This is a genomic window from Deinococcus aerolatus (genome assembly GCF_014647055.1).
GTDB classification, from domain to species: domain Bacteria; phylum Deinococcota; class Deinococci; order Deinococcales; family Deinococcaceae; genus Deinococcus; species Deinococcus aerolatus.
In genome coordinates this window covers 325,230-338,882 of record NZ_BMOL01000001.1, presented here as the reverse complement: position 1 = coordinate 338,882, position 13,653 = coordinate 325,230, and the positions used below count along the sequence as shown (strand labels likewise).

13 protein-coding genes are annotated in these 13,653 nt (G+C 67.7%); 7 read left to right on the top strand and 6 right to left on the bottom strand.

What is annotated here, in order from left to right; genetic code table 11:
• Window positions 1–13: 13 nt before the first annotated feature.
• Window positions 14–808, top strand: a complete 795-nt coding sequence (locus IEY31_RS01665; protein WP_229723246.1) for a YdcF family protein — start codon at window positions 14–16, stop codon at window positions 806–808.
• A gap of 28 nt (window positions 809–836) precedes the next feature.
• Here IEY31_RS01665 and IEY31_RS01660 read toward each other — a convergent pair whose 3' ends face one another.
• From IEY31_RS01660 to IEY31_RS01645, 4 genes are all read right to left on the bottom strand, one after another.
• Window positions 837–3,131, bottom strand: a complete 2,295-nt coding sequence (locus IEY31_RS01660; RefSeq protein WP_188968349.1) for a xanthine dehydrogenase family protein molybdopterin-binding subunit — start codon at window positions 3,129–3,131, stop codon at window positions 837–839.
• Window positions 3,128–4,144: an FAD binding domain-containing protein gene (locus tag IEY31_RS01655; RefSeq protein ID WP_188968347.1), complete on the bottom strand. Its 1,017-nt coding sequence runs from the start codon at window positions 4,142–4,144 to the stop codon at window positions 3,128–3,130. Before IEY31_RS01655 ends, IEY31_RS01660 begins: the two co-directional genes overlap by 4 nt.
• Window positions 4,141–4,638, bottom strand: coding sequence for a (2Fe-2S)-binding protein (locus IEY31_RS01650; RefSeq protein ID WP_188968345.1), 498 nt, complete (start codon window positions 4,636–4,638; stop codon window positions 4,141–4,143). The genes IEY31_RS01655 and IEY31_RS01650 overlap by 4 nt, the downstream gene beginning before the upstream one ends.
• An 85-nt stretch (window positions 4,639–4,723) precedes the next feature.
• The gene (locus tag IEY31_RS01645) at window positions 4,724–6,157 is read right to left on the bottom strand and encodes a phytoene desaturase family protein (protein ID WP_188968343.1); all 1,434 of its coding nucleotides are present in this window, start codon (window positions 6,155–6,157) and stop codon (window positions 4,724–4,726) included.
• A gap of 245 nt (window positions 6,158–6,402) precedes the next feature.
• Here IEY31_RS01645 and IEY31_RS01640 point away from each other — a divergent pair, with 245 nt between their 5' ends.
• A complete protein-coding gene (locus tag IEY31_RS01640; protein ID WP_188968813.1) occupies window positions 6,403–7,341 on the top strand; it encodes a ribose-phosphate diphosphokinase in 939 nt (312 codons plus the stop codon).
• Window positions 7,342–7,517: 176 nt separating this feature from the next.
• Here the strand turns inward: IEY31_RS01640 and rplS are convergent, their stop codons facing one another.
• The gene (gene rplS / locus IEY31_RS01635) at window positions 7,518–8,027 is read right to left on the bottom strand and encodes a 50S ribosomal protein L19 (RefSeq protein ID WP_188968341.1); all 510 of its coding nucleotides are present in this window, start codon (window positions 8,025–8,027) and stop codon (window positions 7,518–7,520) included.
• Window positions 8,028–8,197: 170 nt separating this feature from the next.
• On the opposite strand from rplS, the gene IEY31_RS01630 reads away from it, so the two are divergent.
• Entirely contained in the window at window positions 8,198–8,350 is a 153-nt protein-coding gene (locus tag IEY31_RS01630) for a hypothetical protein (RefSeq protein WP_188968339.1), read from the top strand.
• Window positions 8,351–8,359: 9 nt separating this feature from the next.
• Here the strand turns inward: IEY31_RS01630 and IEY31_RS01625 are convergent, their stop codons facing one another.
• Window positions 8,360–8,884, bottom strand: a complete 525-nt coding sequence (locus tag IEY31_RS01625) for a GNAT family N-acetyltransferase (protein WP_188968337.1) — start codon at window positions 8,882–8,884, stop codon at window positions 8,360–8,362.
• Between the two features lie 152 nt (window positions 8,885–9,036).
• Between IEY31_RS01625 and lipB the strand changes: the two genes are divergently transcribed.
• The 4 genes from lipB to dxs all read left to right on the top strand — a co-directional run bounded on the left by lipB (window position 9,037) and on the right by dxs (window position 13,617).
• Window positions 9,037–9,753, top strand: a complete 717-nt coding sequence (gene lipB, locus IEY31_RS01620; protein WP_188968335.1) for a lipoyl(octanoyl) transferase LipB — start codon at window positions 9,037–9,039, stop codon at window positions 9,751–9,753.
• Window positions 9,754–9,756: 3 nt separating this feature from the next.
• A complete protein-coding gene (gene lipA, locus IEY31_RS01615) occupies window positions 9,757–10,770 on the top strand; it encodes a lipoyl synthase (protein ID WP_188968333.1) in 1,014 nt (337 codons plus the stop codon).
• 238 nt (window positions 10,771–11,008) lie between these two features.
• Entirely contained in the window at window positions 11,009–11,686 is a 678-nt protein-coding gene (locus tag IEY31_RS01610; protein ID WP_188968331.1) for a hypothetical protein, read from the top strand.
• A 26-nt stretch (window positions 11,687–11,712) separates the two neighbouring features.
• On the top strand, window positions 11,713–13,617 hold the full coding sequence (gene dxs, locus IEY31_RS01605) for a 1-deoxy-D-xylulose-5-phosphate synthase (protein WP_188968812.1): 1,905 nt from the start codon (window positions 11,713–11,715) through the stop codon (window positions 13,615–13,617).
• The last annotated feature ends 36 nt before the right edge of the window (window positions 13,618–13,653 follow it).

Here is a 13,653-nt window from a genome sequence, read left to right as displayed (position 1 = left end):
ACCCCACAGGACCTTGAGGCAGCAGACCGTCTGGCCGGGCGTGCGGGGTGGCGCGGCCATCGGCGCAGCCCTGGGCACGCTGGCCGCCTTTCTGGGCGAGATTCGCGCCCCTGAGGGTTTACTGCTCCTGCTGATTGTCGCCGGGGCGCTGGCCGGAGCCTTTGCGGTTGGCCGAAGAATCCTGTCTGTCGGGGCGGGCGGGCTGGCACTGCTGCTGTCGCTGTGCCTGTTGACCCCGGTGTCACGCGGACCGCTGAACGCGCTGGTGCTGGCGCAGCTGCCGCAGCAGGCCGACGCCATTGTGATCCTCGGCGGCGGCGTGCAGTGCGGCACCCGGACGCTGGAAGGCAGCAGTCAGGCACGGCTGCTGGCCGGCCTGGAATTGTGGCGGGCCGGGTTTGCCCCGGTGGTGACCGTGTCCGAACAGTCCGACGTGTTTTCGGCCACCTGTCCCAAAATGAGCGACATTGAACGCGAGATTATCCGGGCGCTGTACCCGCAGGGCGGTCCCGAGGTCCTGACCCTGACCAGCGTCACCACCACCCGCGACGAGGCGGCGCGCGTGCGTGAGCTGGCGGGCCAGCGGAACTGGACGCGGATTCTGCTGGTCACCAGTCCCAGCCACTCGCGCCGGGCGGCCGGTATCTTCGCCGCCCAGGGCTTGAACGTTGTCAGCGTTCCCGCCCCGGAGACTCGCTTCGATTACACCCTTCCGCTGCCCTCGGACCGCCTGAGGGCCGTGCAGGTGGTGCTGTACGAGTGGCTGTCGCGCGCCAAGCAGAGCGTGGGCGGCACGCCGGAGCGCTGACAGCCGGGTTCCAGTCTGGTCTGTGGCGCTACAGCAGCTTGTCCAGCGTGATCGGCGTCTCGCGCACCCGCCTGCCGGTCGCGTGGTAAATGGCGTTGGCGACGGCGGCGGCAGTGCCCACGATGCCAATCTCGCCCGCGCCGCGTGCGCCCAGGGCACTGACCCGGAAATCCGGATGGTCCAGCGCAATCGCCTGCACGCTGCCAATGTCGGCGTTGACCGGAATGTGGTACTCGGCCAGATTGCTGTTCAGGACCAGTCCTGTGCGGCGGTCGGTGTGGGTTTCCTCATGCAGGGCCATGCCCACGCCCCAGACCATGCCGCCGGTCAGCTGCGACTCGGCCGTCTTGGCGTTGATGACCTGCCCGATGTCAAAGGCCCCCACCACCCGGCTGACGCGCGGGGTCATGAAGTCGGGATCGATGCGGACCTCCACAAACACCGCGCCCCAGGAATGCCGGGCGAAGCGTTCGGCCACCGCCGCCACGCTGCCGTCCTTGCCCACCTTCAGCTGGTCCAGCTGCTTCTGGCTGCCCTCATGCGGGATGGTCTCGCGGTAGACCTCGTGCTGATCTTTGCCCAGGCGTCCCAGGATGGCGGTGTAAGTTTCGCCCTGGGCCGTGTCGCCCAGGTACAGGCCACCGTCCCGCGGGCGAATGTCCTGCCCGGCCACGCCGAACAGGGGAGAGGCGGCGTCGTGGGTGGCCGCTTCCAGCAGTTCCTCGCGCAGGCCCATCGCGGCGGCCAGCACGGCGCTGCCCACGCTGCTCGCGGTGCGGCTGCCCCCGGAATAGCCGTTCTTGGGCAGGCGCGAGTCGCCCAGTTTTACCCTGATCTGCCCGATGTCCAGGCCCAGCGAATCGGCGGCGATGCCGGCCAGGATGGAATACGTGCCGGTGCCGATGTCGTGGCTGCCCGCCTCGATGTCCACATGCCCGTCGGCGCACAGCCGGGCGCGGGCAGTGGCGGCGCTGGCATAGACCGGGTAGGTGGCCGTCGCCATGCCCCAGCCGATCAGCGTGTTCCCATCACGCATGGAGCCGATTTCAGGATTGCGCCTTTCCCACCCAAACGCCTGCGCGGCCCGGTCGTAGCACTCCAGCAGGTGCTTGCTGCTGTAGGGCTTGCCGCTCTCCGGGTCGCTGTTCTCGGGGGCGTGGTTGCGGCGGCGGAACTCCACCGGATCGAGGCCCGCTCCCTCGGCCAGCTCGTCCATCAGGACTTCCAGGCCGAAGCTGCCGCTGGCCTCGCCGGGAGCCCGCATCATGATGTTCGGCCCGGCGTGGGTGCGGATCATGGTGTAGTTCAGGTCCATGTTTGGGTTGGCGTACATCATCTTGGGAATGTTGCCCACCTGCTCCGGGTAGATGTCCGACACGCCGGTCTGCAACTGCGCGTCCAGCCGCATGGCCGTGAACTGTGCGTCGCTGTCCAGGCCCACCGAGTACGCTGAACTCGTCGCGGCGCGGTAGCCCACGGCGGCGAACATCTGCGCCCGCGACAGCATCAGCTTGACCGGGCGGCCCAGTTTGCGCGCCGCCAGCACCACGGGCGGCAGGTGCGGCCAGGACGTGGCCTTGCTGCCGAAGCCCCCGCCCACAAAGGGACTGATCACATGCACGTTGTCCGGCTCCAGCCCCAGCATCGCGGCCAGCGTGTGCTGCGCGGCCTGCATCCATTGGGTCGGCTCGTAGATGGTCACGCGCTCGTCGCCGTCCCACGCGGCAATCACGGCGTGCATTTCCAGCGGGTTGTGGTGGTGGACTGGGGTGACGTAGGTGGCCTTGAAGGTGCTGGCGGCCTGCTTCAGCCCCTTCCCCACATCCCCGCGCGAGTGGCCCAGCGACGGCATCGGCATCCTGTCCAGCAGTGGTAGTCCGTGCAGGCCCTGGTCCAGGGTGGCGCGGAAATCAGAGACGTCATAGTCGATCTCCAGCAGTTGCGCCGCGTGCTGCGCGGCCTCCAGCGACTCGGCCACCACCAACGCCACCGGCTGCCCCCGGAATTCTATTTTGGGCGACTGGAACGGCAGCACCGAGGTTCCGGCGGGGCCACGCGGGTACGCCCTGACCGGCCCCAGTTCCATTCCTGCTGACCTGTAGGTCAGGATGTCCAGCACCCCTGGCACGGCGCGGGCGGCCTGTTCATCAATGCTTTTAATGTTGCCGTGGGGAATTGTGGCGCTGACCAGCACGGCGTGCGCCAGTTCCGGCAGATCGAATTCGGCGGTGTAGGTCGCCGCGCCGCGCACCTTGTCGGGGCCATCCACGCGGCTGACCCGCTGGCCCACGTAGTGTTGGGGCTGGCCTTTCTGAACCGTCATGCGCCTGCTCCTTCGATTGAATTCCCGGCCTCATCCACCAGTCCCGCCGCCTGCATCAGCGCCCGGACGATCACGCGGGCGGTCAGCGGTACCTTGAAGGCGTTCTGCGGCAGCGGGTGCGCGTGCTGCAACGCGGCGCGGGCAGCGGCCTCGAAGGTCTCACGGGTGGCGGGCCGGCCCGTCAGCGCAGTCTCCGCTTCCGGCGAGCGCCAGGGCCTCGTCCCGACTCCACCCAGCGCAACACGGGCCGCATTCACTTCCCCATCCTGCACGTCCAGCACGGCGGCGCAACTGCTCAGCGCGAACTCGTAGCTCTCGCGGTCCCGCACCTTGAGGTACACGCCGTTCCCGGCGATGGGCGCGGGCAATGTCAGAGCGACGATCAGTTCGCCCTCTTTCAGATCGTGTTCGGTCTGGGGGGTGTCGCCGGGCAACAGGTTGAAATCCTCCAGCCTGACCGTGCGTTCCCCATCCGGCCCGTGCAGGGTCAATTCTGCCCCGTAAGCCGCCAGCGCCACCGAAGCGTCCGAGGCATGGGTGGCAATGCAACTCTCCGAGCCGCCCAGAATCGCCATCTTGCGGTGGTGGCCCTCGCGTGCGCCGCAGCCGCTGCCGGGCTCGCGCTTGTTGCATGCCTCAAAGGCCAGATCACGGAAATACGGGCAGCGGGTGCGCTGCATAACATTGCCGCCCATGCTCGCCATGTTGCGAATCTGCTGCGACGCGCCCGCGAGCAGGGCCGCGCGCAGCGCCGGGTACCGTCCGGCAATCAACGGGTGTTCGGCGGTCTGCGACATGCTGGCCAGGGCGCCGATCTTCACGCCGGCGCCGTCCTCCACGATCTGCGAAAGCCCCCCACTGTCGCGTAGAGGTGTGATGTCGGTCAGGTGGACGGGGCGCTCCACGTCCAGCTTCATCAGGTCGATCAGAGTGGTGCCGCCCGCCAGGAACCTGCCCGGCTGGCCCACGGCGTCCTCGACGCGCTGCGCCCGTGCGTACTCAAAGGGCCTCATGGACGTTCCCCGGCCACACGCTGACCCGCCACGCTCTTCACAGCCTCGAAAATCTGCGGGTAGGCGGCGCAGCGGCACAGGTTGCCGCTCATGAAGTCACGCAACTCGGCGTCGTTGTCCGCGTGGCCGCCCTCCACGCAGGCCACCGCGCTGAGAATCTGGCCGGGCGTGCAGTAGCCGCACTGAAAGGCGTCGTGCTCGATAAAGGCCGCCTGCATGGGGTGCAGTTCGCCGTCCGGGGCGCTCAGGCCCTCGATGGTGTGGATCTCGTGGTGCTGGGCACTCAGGGCCAGGGTCAGGCAGCTCAGGTGGAGTTTGCCGTCCACCAGCACGGTGCAGGCCCCACACTGGCCGTGGTCGCAGCCCTTCTTGGTGCCGGTCAGGTGCAGCCGTTCGCGCAGCACGTCCAGCAGGGTGGCCTGCACGGGAATGTCCAGCCCGTGCGCCTGCCCGTTGACCGTGAGGGTCAGGGGAACGCTGTTGAGTGTGGTCATGGGGCTCAGGCTAAAGCGGCGCGGTGAAACGCCGGGCGCGGCGGGGTTCATGCGGCCTTGAGCTGGGCCGGTGAGGTGCCCTTCCTCAGCCCTCTGAATCCTGGATGCCGAATTCATCTTTCAAGGCGGCCAGCGCAGCGTGGTAGCCCGCCATGCCGTGAATGCCGCCGCCGGGGGGCGTGCTGCTGGAGCACAGGTAGACGCCCCGGACCGGCGTGCGGTAGGGGGTAGAACTCAGCACCGGGCGGGCCAGCAGCCCCCACAGGTCACCCCTGCCGCCGTTCACGTCGCCGCCGCCGAACACCGGGCTGAAGGCCTCCAGGCTGGACGCGGTGGTCTGGTGGCGGGCCAGCACCAGTTCCCGGAATCCCGGCGCGTAGCGTTCGATCTGGCCTTCCATGCGGGCTGAAACATCCTGATCGCTGCCGTTGGGAACGTGCGAGTAGGCCCAGAAGGTGTGCCCCCCGGCAGGGGCGCGGCTGCGGTCAAACAGGGTGTGCTGCGCGGCCAGCACGTAGGGCCGCCGTGAGACATGGGTGGGGGCGGCGGCCTCCGAGCGGGCCACCTCGTCCAGCGTACCGCCCAGATGCACCGTGGCGGCGCGGGCCACGAGCGGGTCGGTCCACGGCACCGGCCCGCTCAGGGCGTAGTCCAGTTTCTGAATGCCGGGGCCGTAGCGGTACCTCTCCAGCGCGGCGCGGTAGGCGGCGGGGGCGCGGTCCCCCAGCAGGCCCAGCAGCACGGCGGGACTGCTGTCCACCAGCGTCACGCGGGCCGGGGGCAGGTCGGCGGCGCAGCGGACCTGAACGCCGGTGACCACTGAGCCGCCCAGGTGTTCCAGATAGGCCCGCATGGCGTCGGGAAGGGCTTGCGCCCCGCCGCGCGGGAAGGGCCAGCCCACCGCGTGGGCCAGCAGCGCCAGCACCAGCGTCATGGCCGAGGTGCCGGGGGCGCTGAAGGGCAGCACGGTGTGGGCGGCCAGCCCGCCCCACAGCGCACGGGCCTGCGGCGTGCGGAACAGCAGTCGGCCCAGTGCCCCGGCGGGGGGCAGCCCCCGGATGCCAAAGCGTGCCAGCGTGAAGAAGTGCGACGGCACGCGCGGCAGCGGGCGCAGAATGTCGTGCAGCAGCCCCTCCCAGTCGTTCAGGAGCGGGCGCAGCAGGGCGGTCCAGGCGGGGCCGTCCATGCCCAGGGCGTCGGCGGTGGCGTCCAGACTGCGCTCCAGCGTCACGGACCCCTGGCCCAGCGGGTGCGTCACCGGGGCGTCCGGCTGCACCCAGTCCAGCCCAAAGGCGTGCAGCGGCCACTTGCGGAAGGCGGGGCTCGCGGCGGCCAGCGGGTGGATGGCGCTGCCGTAATCATGGACGAAGCCGGGCCGGGTCAGGGGCAGGCTGCGCATGCCGCCGCCCACCATGCCGTGCGCTTCGAGCACCTGCACCCGCAGTCCGGCGCGGGCCAGGGTCAGGGCCGCCGCCAGTCCATTGGGGCCAGCGCCGACGATCACGGCGTCCAGAGTCATGGGCGCATGCTAATGCGTGCGTCGGGGGCCGCCTGATGTCCAAATCAACCGGACACTGCGCCGTCGCCCACCTGTTCCCATGCCGGGGACGACACCCGCCCCTGACATCCCACATACCGGGCGGGTATGCTTCGGGCGATTTGCGCCGCCGCCTGTCGCCCTGCCCCCAATCCCCGGAGGATGTCCCCTTGCCTGTCTCACCCCGCCTGCCCACCACCCTGCTGGAAAGTCGCCGCTCGCCCCTGATGGTCTTTTCCGGTCAGAGCAACCGCCCACTGGCACAGGCCATCTGCGACAACCTGGGGGTGCCGCTGGGCCACAGCACCACCGAGAAGTTCACCAACGACAACCTGATCGTGCATTACGAGGAGTCGCTGCGCGAGGCGGACGTCTTTATCATCCAGACCTTCAGCAACCCGGTCAGCGACTCGATCATGGAACTGATGCTGATGATCGACGCCGCCAAGAGTGCCAGCGCTGGCCGCGTGACTGCCGTGATTCCGTATTACAGCTACGCCCGCAGCGACAAGAAGGACAGCCCCCGCATTTCCATCGCGGGCCGTCTGGTGGCGGACCTGATTCAGGCGGCGGGCGCAGACCGGGTGCTGACCATGACCCTGCACAGCCCGCAGGTGCACGGCTTTTTCAAGGTGCCGGTCGATCACCTTTCGGCGGATATCGTGCTGTCCGAGCATTTTCAGGGCTGCGTCGACAATGCCCACGAGGGCGTGGTGCTGGCCCCCGACGCGGGCAGCATCAAGCGCGCCAGCAGCATCGCACGCCTGCTGGACTGCGGGCTGGCCATGATCGACAAGGAGCGCGTGTCCGACACCGAGGTGGTGCCGCGTGCCCTGATCGGTGAGGTGGACGGCAAGACGGTCTTTATCGTGGACGACGAGATCAGCACCGCCGGAAGCCTGGTGGAAACCGTCAATATCGCCCGCAGCATGGGGGCCAGGGACGTGTACGTGGCCGTGACCCACGGCGTCTACAGCGGCCCGGCCATCCAGCGCATCGCGGGGCTGGACGTGACCCAGGTCGCCAGCTGCAATACCGTTCACGTCTCTCCGGAGAAAATCGAGGCGGCGGGCGGCAAGCTGGCGGTGCTGGACGTGGCACCCCTGTTCGCCGACGCCATTGCCAACATCCACACCGGGGCGAGCGTGAGCACCCTGTTCAGCTGAGCGCATAGGTAGGCGACAGCCAATACAGAGTCAAAGAACAGAGTCGAAAAGCAGCGGGTTCCGTGCCTTCCAGCCGGAACCCGCTGTCTTCTTGCCGTCCGCTCTCAGCCGCTTCCTGCCGACCAAACGAAAAGCGCCCACCCCAGGGGCAGGCGCTTCAGGCGTCACCCTGGGGTTTATTCGCCCTGGGTTTCGGGGGTGGCTTCGGGCGCAGCGGCCTGGGCAGTGGCAGCTTCGGAAGCCTGGACGGCAGCGGCCTGATCGGCAGCCTGCTTGCTGGCCTTGGCGGCCTTGATGACCTCGGCGTCCTTCATCACGCGGCTGCGGTCGCTCTTGATGCGGGCCGCCTTGCCGCGCAGGTCGCGCAGGTAGTACAGCTTGGCGCGGCGCACCTTGCCGCGCTCCAGCACGCTGACCTTGGCCAGCAGCGGGCTGCTGAAGGGGAACACGCGCTCCACACCCTCACCGAAGGAGATCTTGCGGACGGTGAAGCTGCGGCGGCTGCCCGAGCCGTTCAGGGCAATGACCACGCCCTCGAACGCCTGGTTGCGGGTGCGGTTGCCTTCCACCACTTTGGTTTCCACGCGGACGGTGTCGCCGGGGCGGAACTCGGGGTGGTCGGTCTTGATGTGCGGCTGCTCGACGGCGCGCAGGATCGCGCCACGGTTCACTTTGATGTTGCTCATTGCAGGCTCCTTAGGTGAGCGGACCACCCCACGTTCCAGCGTTCCCGGTCCACGGTGGGCGGGCGCTGGCAGAGGCGTTCATACACCAGATACCGACTTCGGCTGCACGCTGGCAGCCGGGCCGAACCTTGGGAGTATACGGGATGTCCGGCAGGCGCGGCAAGCAGTGCATGCATTCCCCTCGCATGGACGTGCAGGCGCAGACCCACCCGTCGGCACCGGCCGCGCTGCTGGAAGGGCCAGCCCACCACATGATGGACCGGGTCGGGGAACTGCGCGCCGCCCCGTCGGTGGCGGACAACGAAATGCCGTCCCAGACCTGAGCGCTGGGGTTACAGCCTGATCCAGTAGCGCCGGATCGCTCTGGGGTGGTAGTCCAGCGTGAATTCGCCTTCCAGCACGCCGCCGTTACCCTCGATCACCCCACGTGAACCAGGGTTGTCAGTGTCGCAACTGATCATCACGCGGTCCAGGCCCAGCTCGCGCGCCCGCCCCAGCGTCAGGCGCAGGATGGTCTTGCCGTGGCCCTGCCGCCGCGCCGAGGGCCGCATCTCGTAGCCGATATGGCCGCCGAACTCGCGCAGGCTGGCGTTGAGGGTGTGGCGCAGGCTGGCGCGGCCCAGGTACGTCTCGCCGTCCACCAGCCACAGGGCCTCGGAATGCACAAAGCCGTCCGGCAGTTCGTTGCCCGGCTCGTAGCGGCGCAGCTCAGTCAGGACACGGTCAAAGTCAGCTTCCATCTCGGCCACGTCCCACTTCAGGGTGTCGCCCAGTCCGCTGCCGGACGCCTGGGCCTCGCGCACGGCCTCGATGAAACTGTGCTTGTACTGGCTGGAGGGGGGAACAAGTTCGGGCATGGCCCGCATGTTACGTCCTGTCAGGCCGGACACGCCAGAGGCCGTCATAACCAGCCTGACAGCAGGAATTGACCACGGCGTCTGGTCAATTTCGCCTGCAATTCGGCGCAGGACACGGTGAATGCGGAGGCGCCGGGCGTACAATTCGGGCTATGAAGGCCGCCGCATTCGACATCCTGGACCTGGGCCGCGTGCCGTACCGCGACGCCTGGGCTTTGCAGAAGGAACACCACGCGCGGGTGGCGGCGGGCGGCAGGCCTGCGTTGCTGTTGTTGGACCACCCGCCGGTGCTGACGCTGGGCCGCAAGGCCCGCGAGGGCAGCAACATCATCGTAACCCGCGGGTATCTGGAAGCGCAGGGCATCGAGGTGCTGGAAGTCGAGCGCGGGGGCGACGTGACCTACCACGGCCCCGGTCAGCTGGTGGCCTACGCCATTTTCCCGGTGGGCCGGCGCGTGCAGGATTTCCTGCGGCTGCTGGAGGCCGCCACCATCTCCGCGCTGTCCACCCTGGGTCTGCCCGACGCCCGCCCCAATCCCGGCTACGCGGGCGTCTACGTCGATCCGCGCGAGGTCAACGGCCTGAGCTACCATCAGAAAATCGCCTCCTTTGGGGTGGCGGTGCAGAAGAACGTGGCGCTGCATGGGCTGGCACTGAACGTCGAGACCAACCTCCAGCACTTTGAATTGATCGTGCCGTGCGGCCTGAGCGGCACGCAGATGACCAGCGTGGAACGTGAATACGAGCTGCGCGGTCTGGGCCACAGCCCGGACATGGACGCGGCCCGCACGGCGCTGTCCGACGCCTTTGTCACCACCTTTGCAACCTACGACTGGACGCTGCCGGCCCTTGCCGGAGCGGGGAGCTAATTCATGACCCAGAGTGATCAGACCGCACAACCCCAGGGCACCGAAAAACAGGCCAAATTCATCAAGAACGGCATCTACCGCAAGGACAGCGTGCCCGTGCGCGAGAAGAAGCCCGAGTGGCTGAAGGTCACCATCCCCACCGGGCAGGTGTTTGGCGAGGTCCGCAAGATCGTCAAGGAACACCGTCTGCACACGGTCTGCGAGGAGGCGATGTGCCCTAACATCGGCGAGTGCTGGTCACGCGGCACCGCCACCTTCATGCTGATGGGCCACATCTGCACGCGCGGCTGCCGCTTCTGCGCCGTGGACACCGGCAACCCGATGGGCAAGCTGGATCTGGACGAGCCGCAGGGCGTGGCCGAGAGCGTTCAGCTGATGGGCCTGAAGTACGTGGTGTTGACCAGCGTGGACCGCGACGACCTGCCGGACGGCGGCGCGTACCACTTCGCCAAGACGGTGGCAGCCATCAAGCGGCTGAATCCGGAAACCCGCGTTGAGGCGCTGACGCCCGACTTCAGCGGCAACACCCACTGCGTGGATCTGGTGCTGGACAGCGGCGTGGACACCTACGCCCAGAACATCGAAACGGTGCGCCGCCTGACCCACCCGGTGCGCGACATCCGCGCCGACTATGACCAGACCCTGGCGGTGCTGGCCCACGCCAAGCGCGCCCGCCCGGACGTGATCACCAAGACCAGCGTCATGCTGGGGCTGGGCGAGACGCGCGAGGAAATCACGCAGACCATGCTCGATTGCCGCGCGGCGGGCGTGGACGTGCTGACCTTCGGCCAGTATCTGCGACCCACCATGCACCACCTGCCGGTCGAGCGTTACGTGACCCCCGCTGAATTCGACGACATCCGCGAGGAAGGTATGCAACTGGGCTTTCTGGAAATCGTCTCTGGCCCGCTGGTCCGCAGCAGCTACAAGGCCGAGCAGATCGTGATGGACCACCCGCGCGGCCTGCCCGAACACCTGACCCATATTGCGGACGGGGACCAGCTCAGCCTGATCTGAGCGGAGCAGGGAGGATGAGGGGCCGGAGCTTGAAGGCTGCGGCCCCTTTTACTGGCCAGAAGCACTGAATTGCTGTGTGCCAATGTTGTCCGTGGCCATCTCCATAAATCATGCCTCATAAATCCGCCCTGCCTACCGTTCCACACGGCATTTCTCTCCGGCCTCCTCCAAAAGCGGGACGCCTGACCTCCGCTTAGCTGACAGAATGCGGTCAATGGGTCGCGTTACTCTGGGGATCATGCGTCCCATCTTTTTCTTCGCCTTTGGTCCGGCCCTGGTGCTGGGTCTGGGCGCCTGTGCCCCGCGGACCGGTGGTCCTGCACCCACCGTGCAGAGCAGTACGCCCGTGGGAGCGGTTTCGTTCTATCCCAGTCAGGCCGGGCTGGCGTGGTCCTACCTGCCGGAAGGCGAGCCGGCGTCGGGCGTGCCCTACGTGCTGCGGACGCTGGGGCCAAGCATCTACGCCGGACAGACTGTGCAGGCGCTGCAACTGGCCGGGCGCGGCGCGGACCAGACGTGGTACCGGAGCTTCTCGGCAGACGGGGTCAGACTGCTGGGGCTGCGCAAGCCCGGGGTCAACGTTCGCCTGGACCCGCCGTGGCTGGAATACCCGGCAGAAAATGCCTGGAAGGTGGGGCTGACCTGGCAGGGCCAGAGCAACATCGCCATCAGCGGGGACGACGGCAGGGTGCAGGCGCAGGGCACGCTGAATTACAGCTACACCGTTCAGGAAAAGCGGCAGCAGGACACGCCCGCCGGGAAGTTCGAGGTCTGGGTGGTGACCCGTCAGGTGAGTGACACGGTGGGCGGCCTGTTCCCGGCCACGCAACAATTGTGGTTCACGCCGTTTGTGGGCGAGGTCCGCACGCCTGAGGGCCTGCTGCTGGTGGGACGCAACTTCAAGGGAGGCCGCTGATGACCGAGCTCAAACAGACGGATGGAATGGCGGGTGAACTGGGCAGCACGGAATTGGTGTTCCGGGGCACGCCGCTGCTGGACCGGATTCAGGGGCCGGATGATCTCAAGAAGCTCTCGCGCGAACAGCTGCCCGAACTGACCCAGGAGCTGCGCGACGAGATCGTGCGGGTCTGCTCGGTGGGCGGGCTGCATCTGGCGTCCTCGCTGGGGGCCACGGACCTGATCGTGGCGCTGCACTACGTGCTCAGCAGCCCCCGGGACCGGATTCTCTTCGACGTCGGTCACCAGGCCTACGCCCACAAGATGCTGACCGGGCGGCGCGACCAGATGGCCACCGTTAAAAAAGAGGGTGGCCTCAGCGGCTTTACCAAGGTCAGCGAGTCCGAACACGACGCGATCACGGTGGGCCACGCCAGCACCAGCCTGGCCAACGCGCTGGGCATGGCAATGGCCCGCGACGCGCTGGGTCAGGACTATCAGGTGGCCGCCGTGATCGGCGACGGCTCGCTGACCGGGGGCATGGCGCTGGCGGCCCTGAATACCATCGGTGACCTGCGCCGCAAGATGCTGATCGTTCTGAACGACAACGAGATGAGCATTTCCGAGAACGTGGGCGCGATCAACAAGTTCATGCGCGGGCTGCAGGTGCAGAAGTGGTTTCAGGAGGGCGAGGGGGCCGGGAAGAAGGCGGTGCAGTCCCTGAGCAAGCCGCTGGCCGACTTCATGAGCCGCGCCAAGAGCAGCACCCGCCACTTCTTTGACCCGGCCAGCGTCAACCCGTTTGCCACCATGGGCGTGCGCTACGTCGGTCCGGTGGACGGCCACAACGTTCAGGAACTGGTGTGGCTGATGGAGCGGCTGGTGGACCTGGACGGCCCCACGATCCTGCATGTCGTGACCCGCAAGGGCAAGGGCCTGAGCTACGCCGAGGCGGACCCGATCTACTGGCACGGCCCCGGCAAATTTGATCCCGAGACCGGCGACTTCAAGCCCAGCAACGCGTACTCGTGGAGCGCGGCCTTCGGCGACGCCGTGACCGAGCTGGCCAGGCAGGACCCGCGCACCTTCGTGATCACCCCCGCCATGCGCGAGGGCAGCGGGCTGGTGGGCTACAGCAAGGTGCACCCGCACCGCTATCTGGACGTGGGCATCGCCGAGGACGTGGCCGTGACCACCGCTGCCGGCATGGCCTTGCAGGGCCTGCGGCCCATCGTGGCGATCTACTCCACCTTCCTGCAACGCGCCTACGATCAGGTGCTGCACGACGTGGCGATTGAGAACTTGAACGTCACCTTCGCCATTGACCGTGCCGGGATCGTGGGGGCAGACGGCTCGACGCACAACGGCGTGTTCGACCTCAGTTACCTGCGCAGCATTCCCAACGTGCGGATCGGTCTGCCGAAGGACGCCAGCGAACTGCGCGGCATGCTGAAATACGCCCAGGAACACGACGGTCCCTTTGCCATCCGCTATCCGCGCGGCAACACGGTCAAGGTGCCCGAGGGCACGTGGCCCACATTGGAATGGGGCACGTGGGAGCGCCTCAAGGACGGCTCGGACGCCGTGATCCTGGCGGGCGGCAAGGCGCTGGAATACGCGGTGGCGGCGGCAGGCGACCTGCCGGGCGTCGGTGTGGTCAACGCCCGCTTCGTCAAACCTCTGGACCTGACGATGCTGCGTGAGGTGGCCGGCAGTGCCCGCACCATCATCACCGTGGAGGACAACACGCTGGTGGGCGGCTTCGGCAGCGCCGTGCTGGAAGCCCTGAACAGCATGGGCCTGAGCGTTCCCGTGCGGACGCTGGGCATCCCCGACGAGTTCCAGGACCACGCCACCGCCGAGAGCGTCCATGCCCGCGCCGGCATCGACGCGCAGGCGATTCGCACCGTGCTGGCCGAGCTTGGGGTGGACGTGCCTCTGGGCGTCTGACGCACACGAAGCGAGGGGAGACAGTTCTGACGCTGA

Coding starts and splice junctions, on each gene's coding strand:
- rplS (WP_188968341.1), bottom strand. CDS start 8,027: ATGAGCAACATCAAAGTGAACCGTGGCGCGATCCTGCGCGCCGTCGAG.
- IEY31_RS01610 (WP_188968331.1), top strand. CDS start 11,009: ATGCGTCCCATCTTTTTCTTCGCCTTTGGTCCGGCCCTGGTGCTGGGT.
- dxs (WP_188968812.1), top strand. CDS start 11,713: ATGGCGGGTGAACTGGGCAGCACGGAATTGGTGTTCCGGGGCACGCCG.
- IEY31_RS01650 (WP_188968345.1), bottom strand. CDS start 4,638: ATGACCACACTCAACAGCGTTCCCCTGACCCTCACGGTCAACGGGCAG.
- lipB (WP_188968335.1), top strand. CDS start 9,037: ATGAAGGCCGCCGCATTCGACATCCTGGACCTGGGCCGCGTGCCGTAC.
- IEY31_RS01640 (WP_188968813.1), top strand. CDS start 6,403: ATGGTCTTTTCCGGTCAGAGCAACCGCCCACTGGCACAGGCCATCTGC.
- IEY31_RS01655 (WP_188968347.1), bottom strand. CDS start 4,144: ATGAGGCCCTTTGAGTACGCACGGGCGCAGCGCGTCGAGGACGCCGTG.
- IEY31_RS01625 (WP_188968337.1), bottom strand. CDS start 8,884: ATGCCCGAACTTGTTCCCCCCTCCAGCCAGTACAAGCACAGTTTCATC.
- IEY31_RS01660 (WP_188968349.1), bottom strand. CDS start 3,131: ATGACGGTTCAGAAAGGCCAGCCCCAACACTACGTGGGCCAGCGGGTC.
- lipA (WP_188968333.1), top strand. CDS start 9,757: ATGACCCAGAGTGATCAGACCGCACAACCCCAGGGCACCGAAAAACAG.
- IEY31_RS01630 (WP_188968339.1), top strand. CDS start 8,198: ATGCATTCCCCTCGCATGGACGTGCAGGCGCAGACCCACCCGTCGGCA.
- IEY31_RS01645 (WP_188968343.1), bottom strand. CDS start 6,157: ATGACTCTGGACGCCGTGATCGTCGGCGCTGGCCCCAATGGACTGGCG.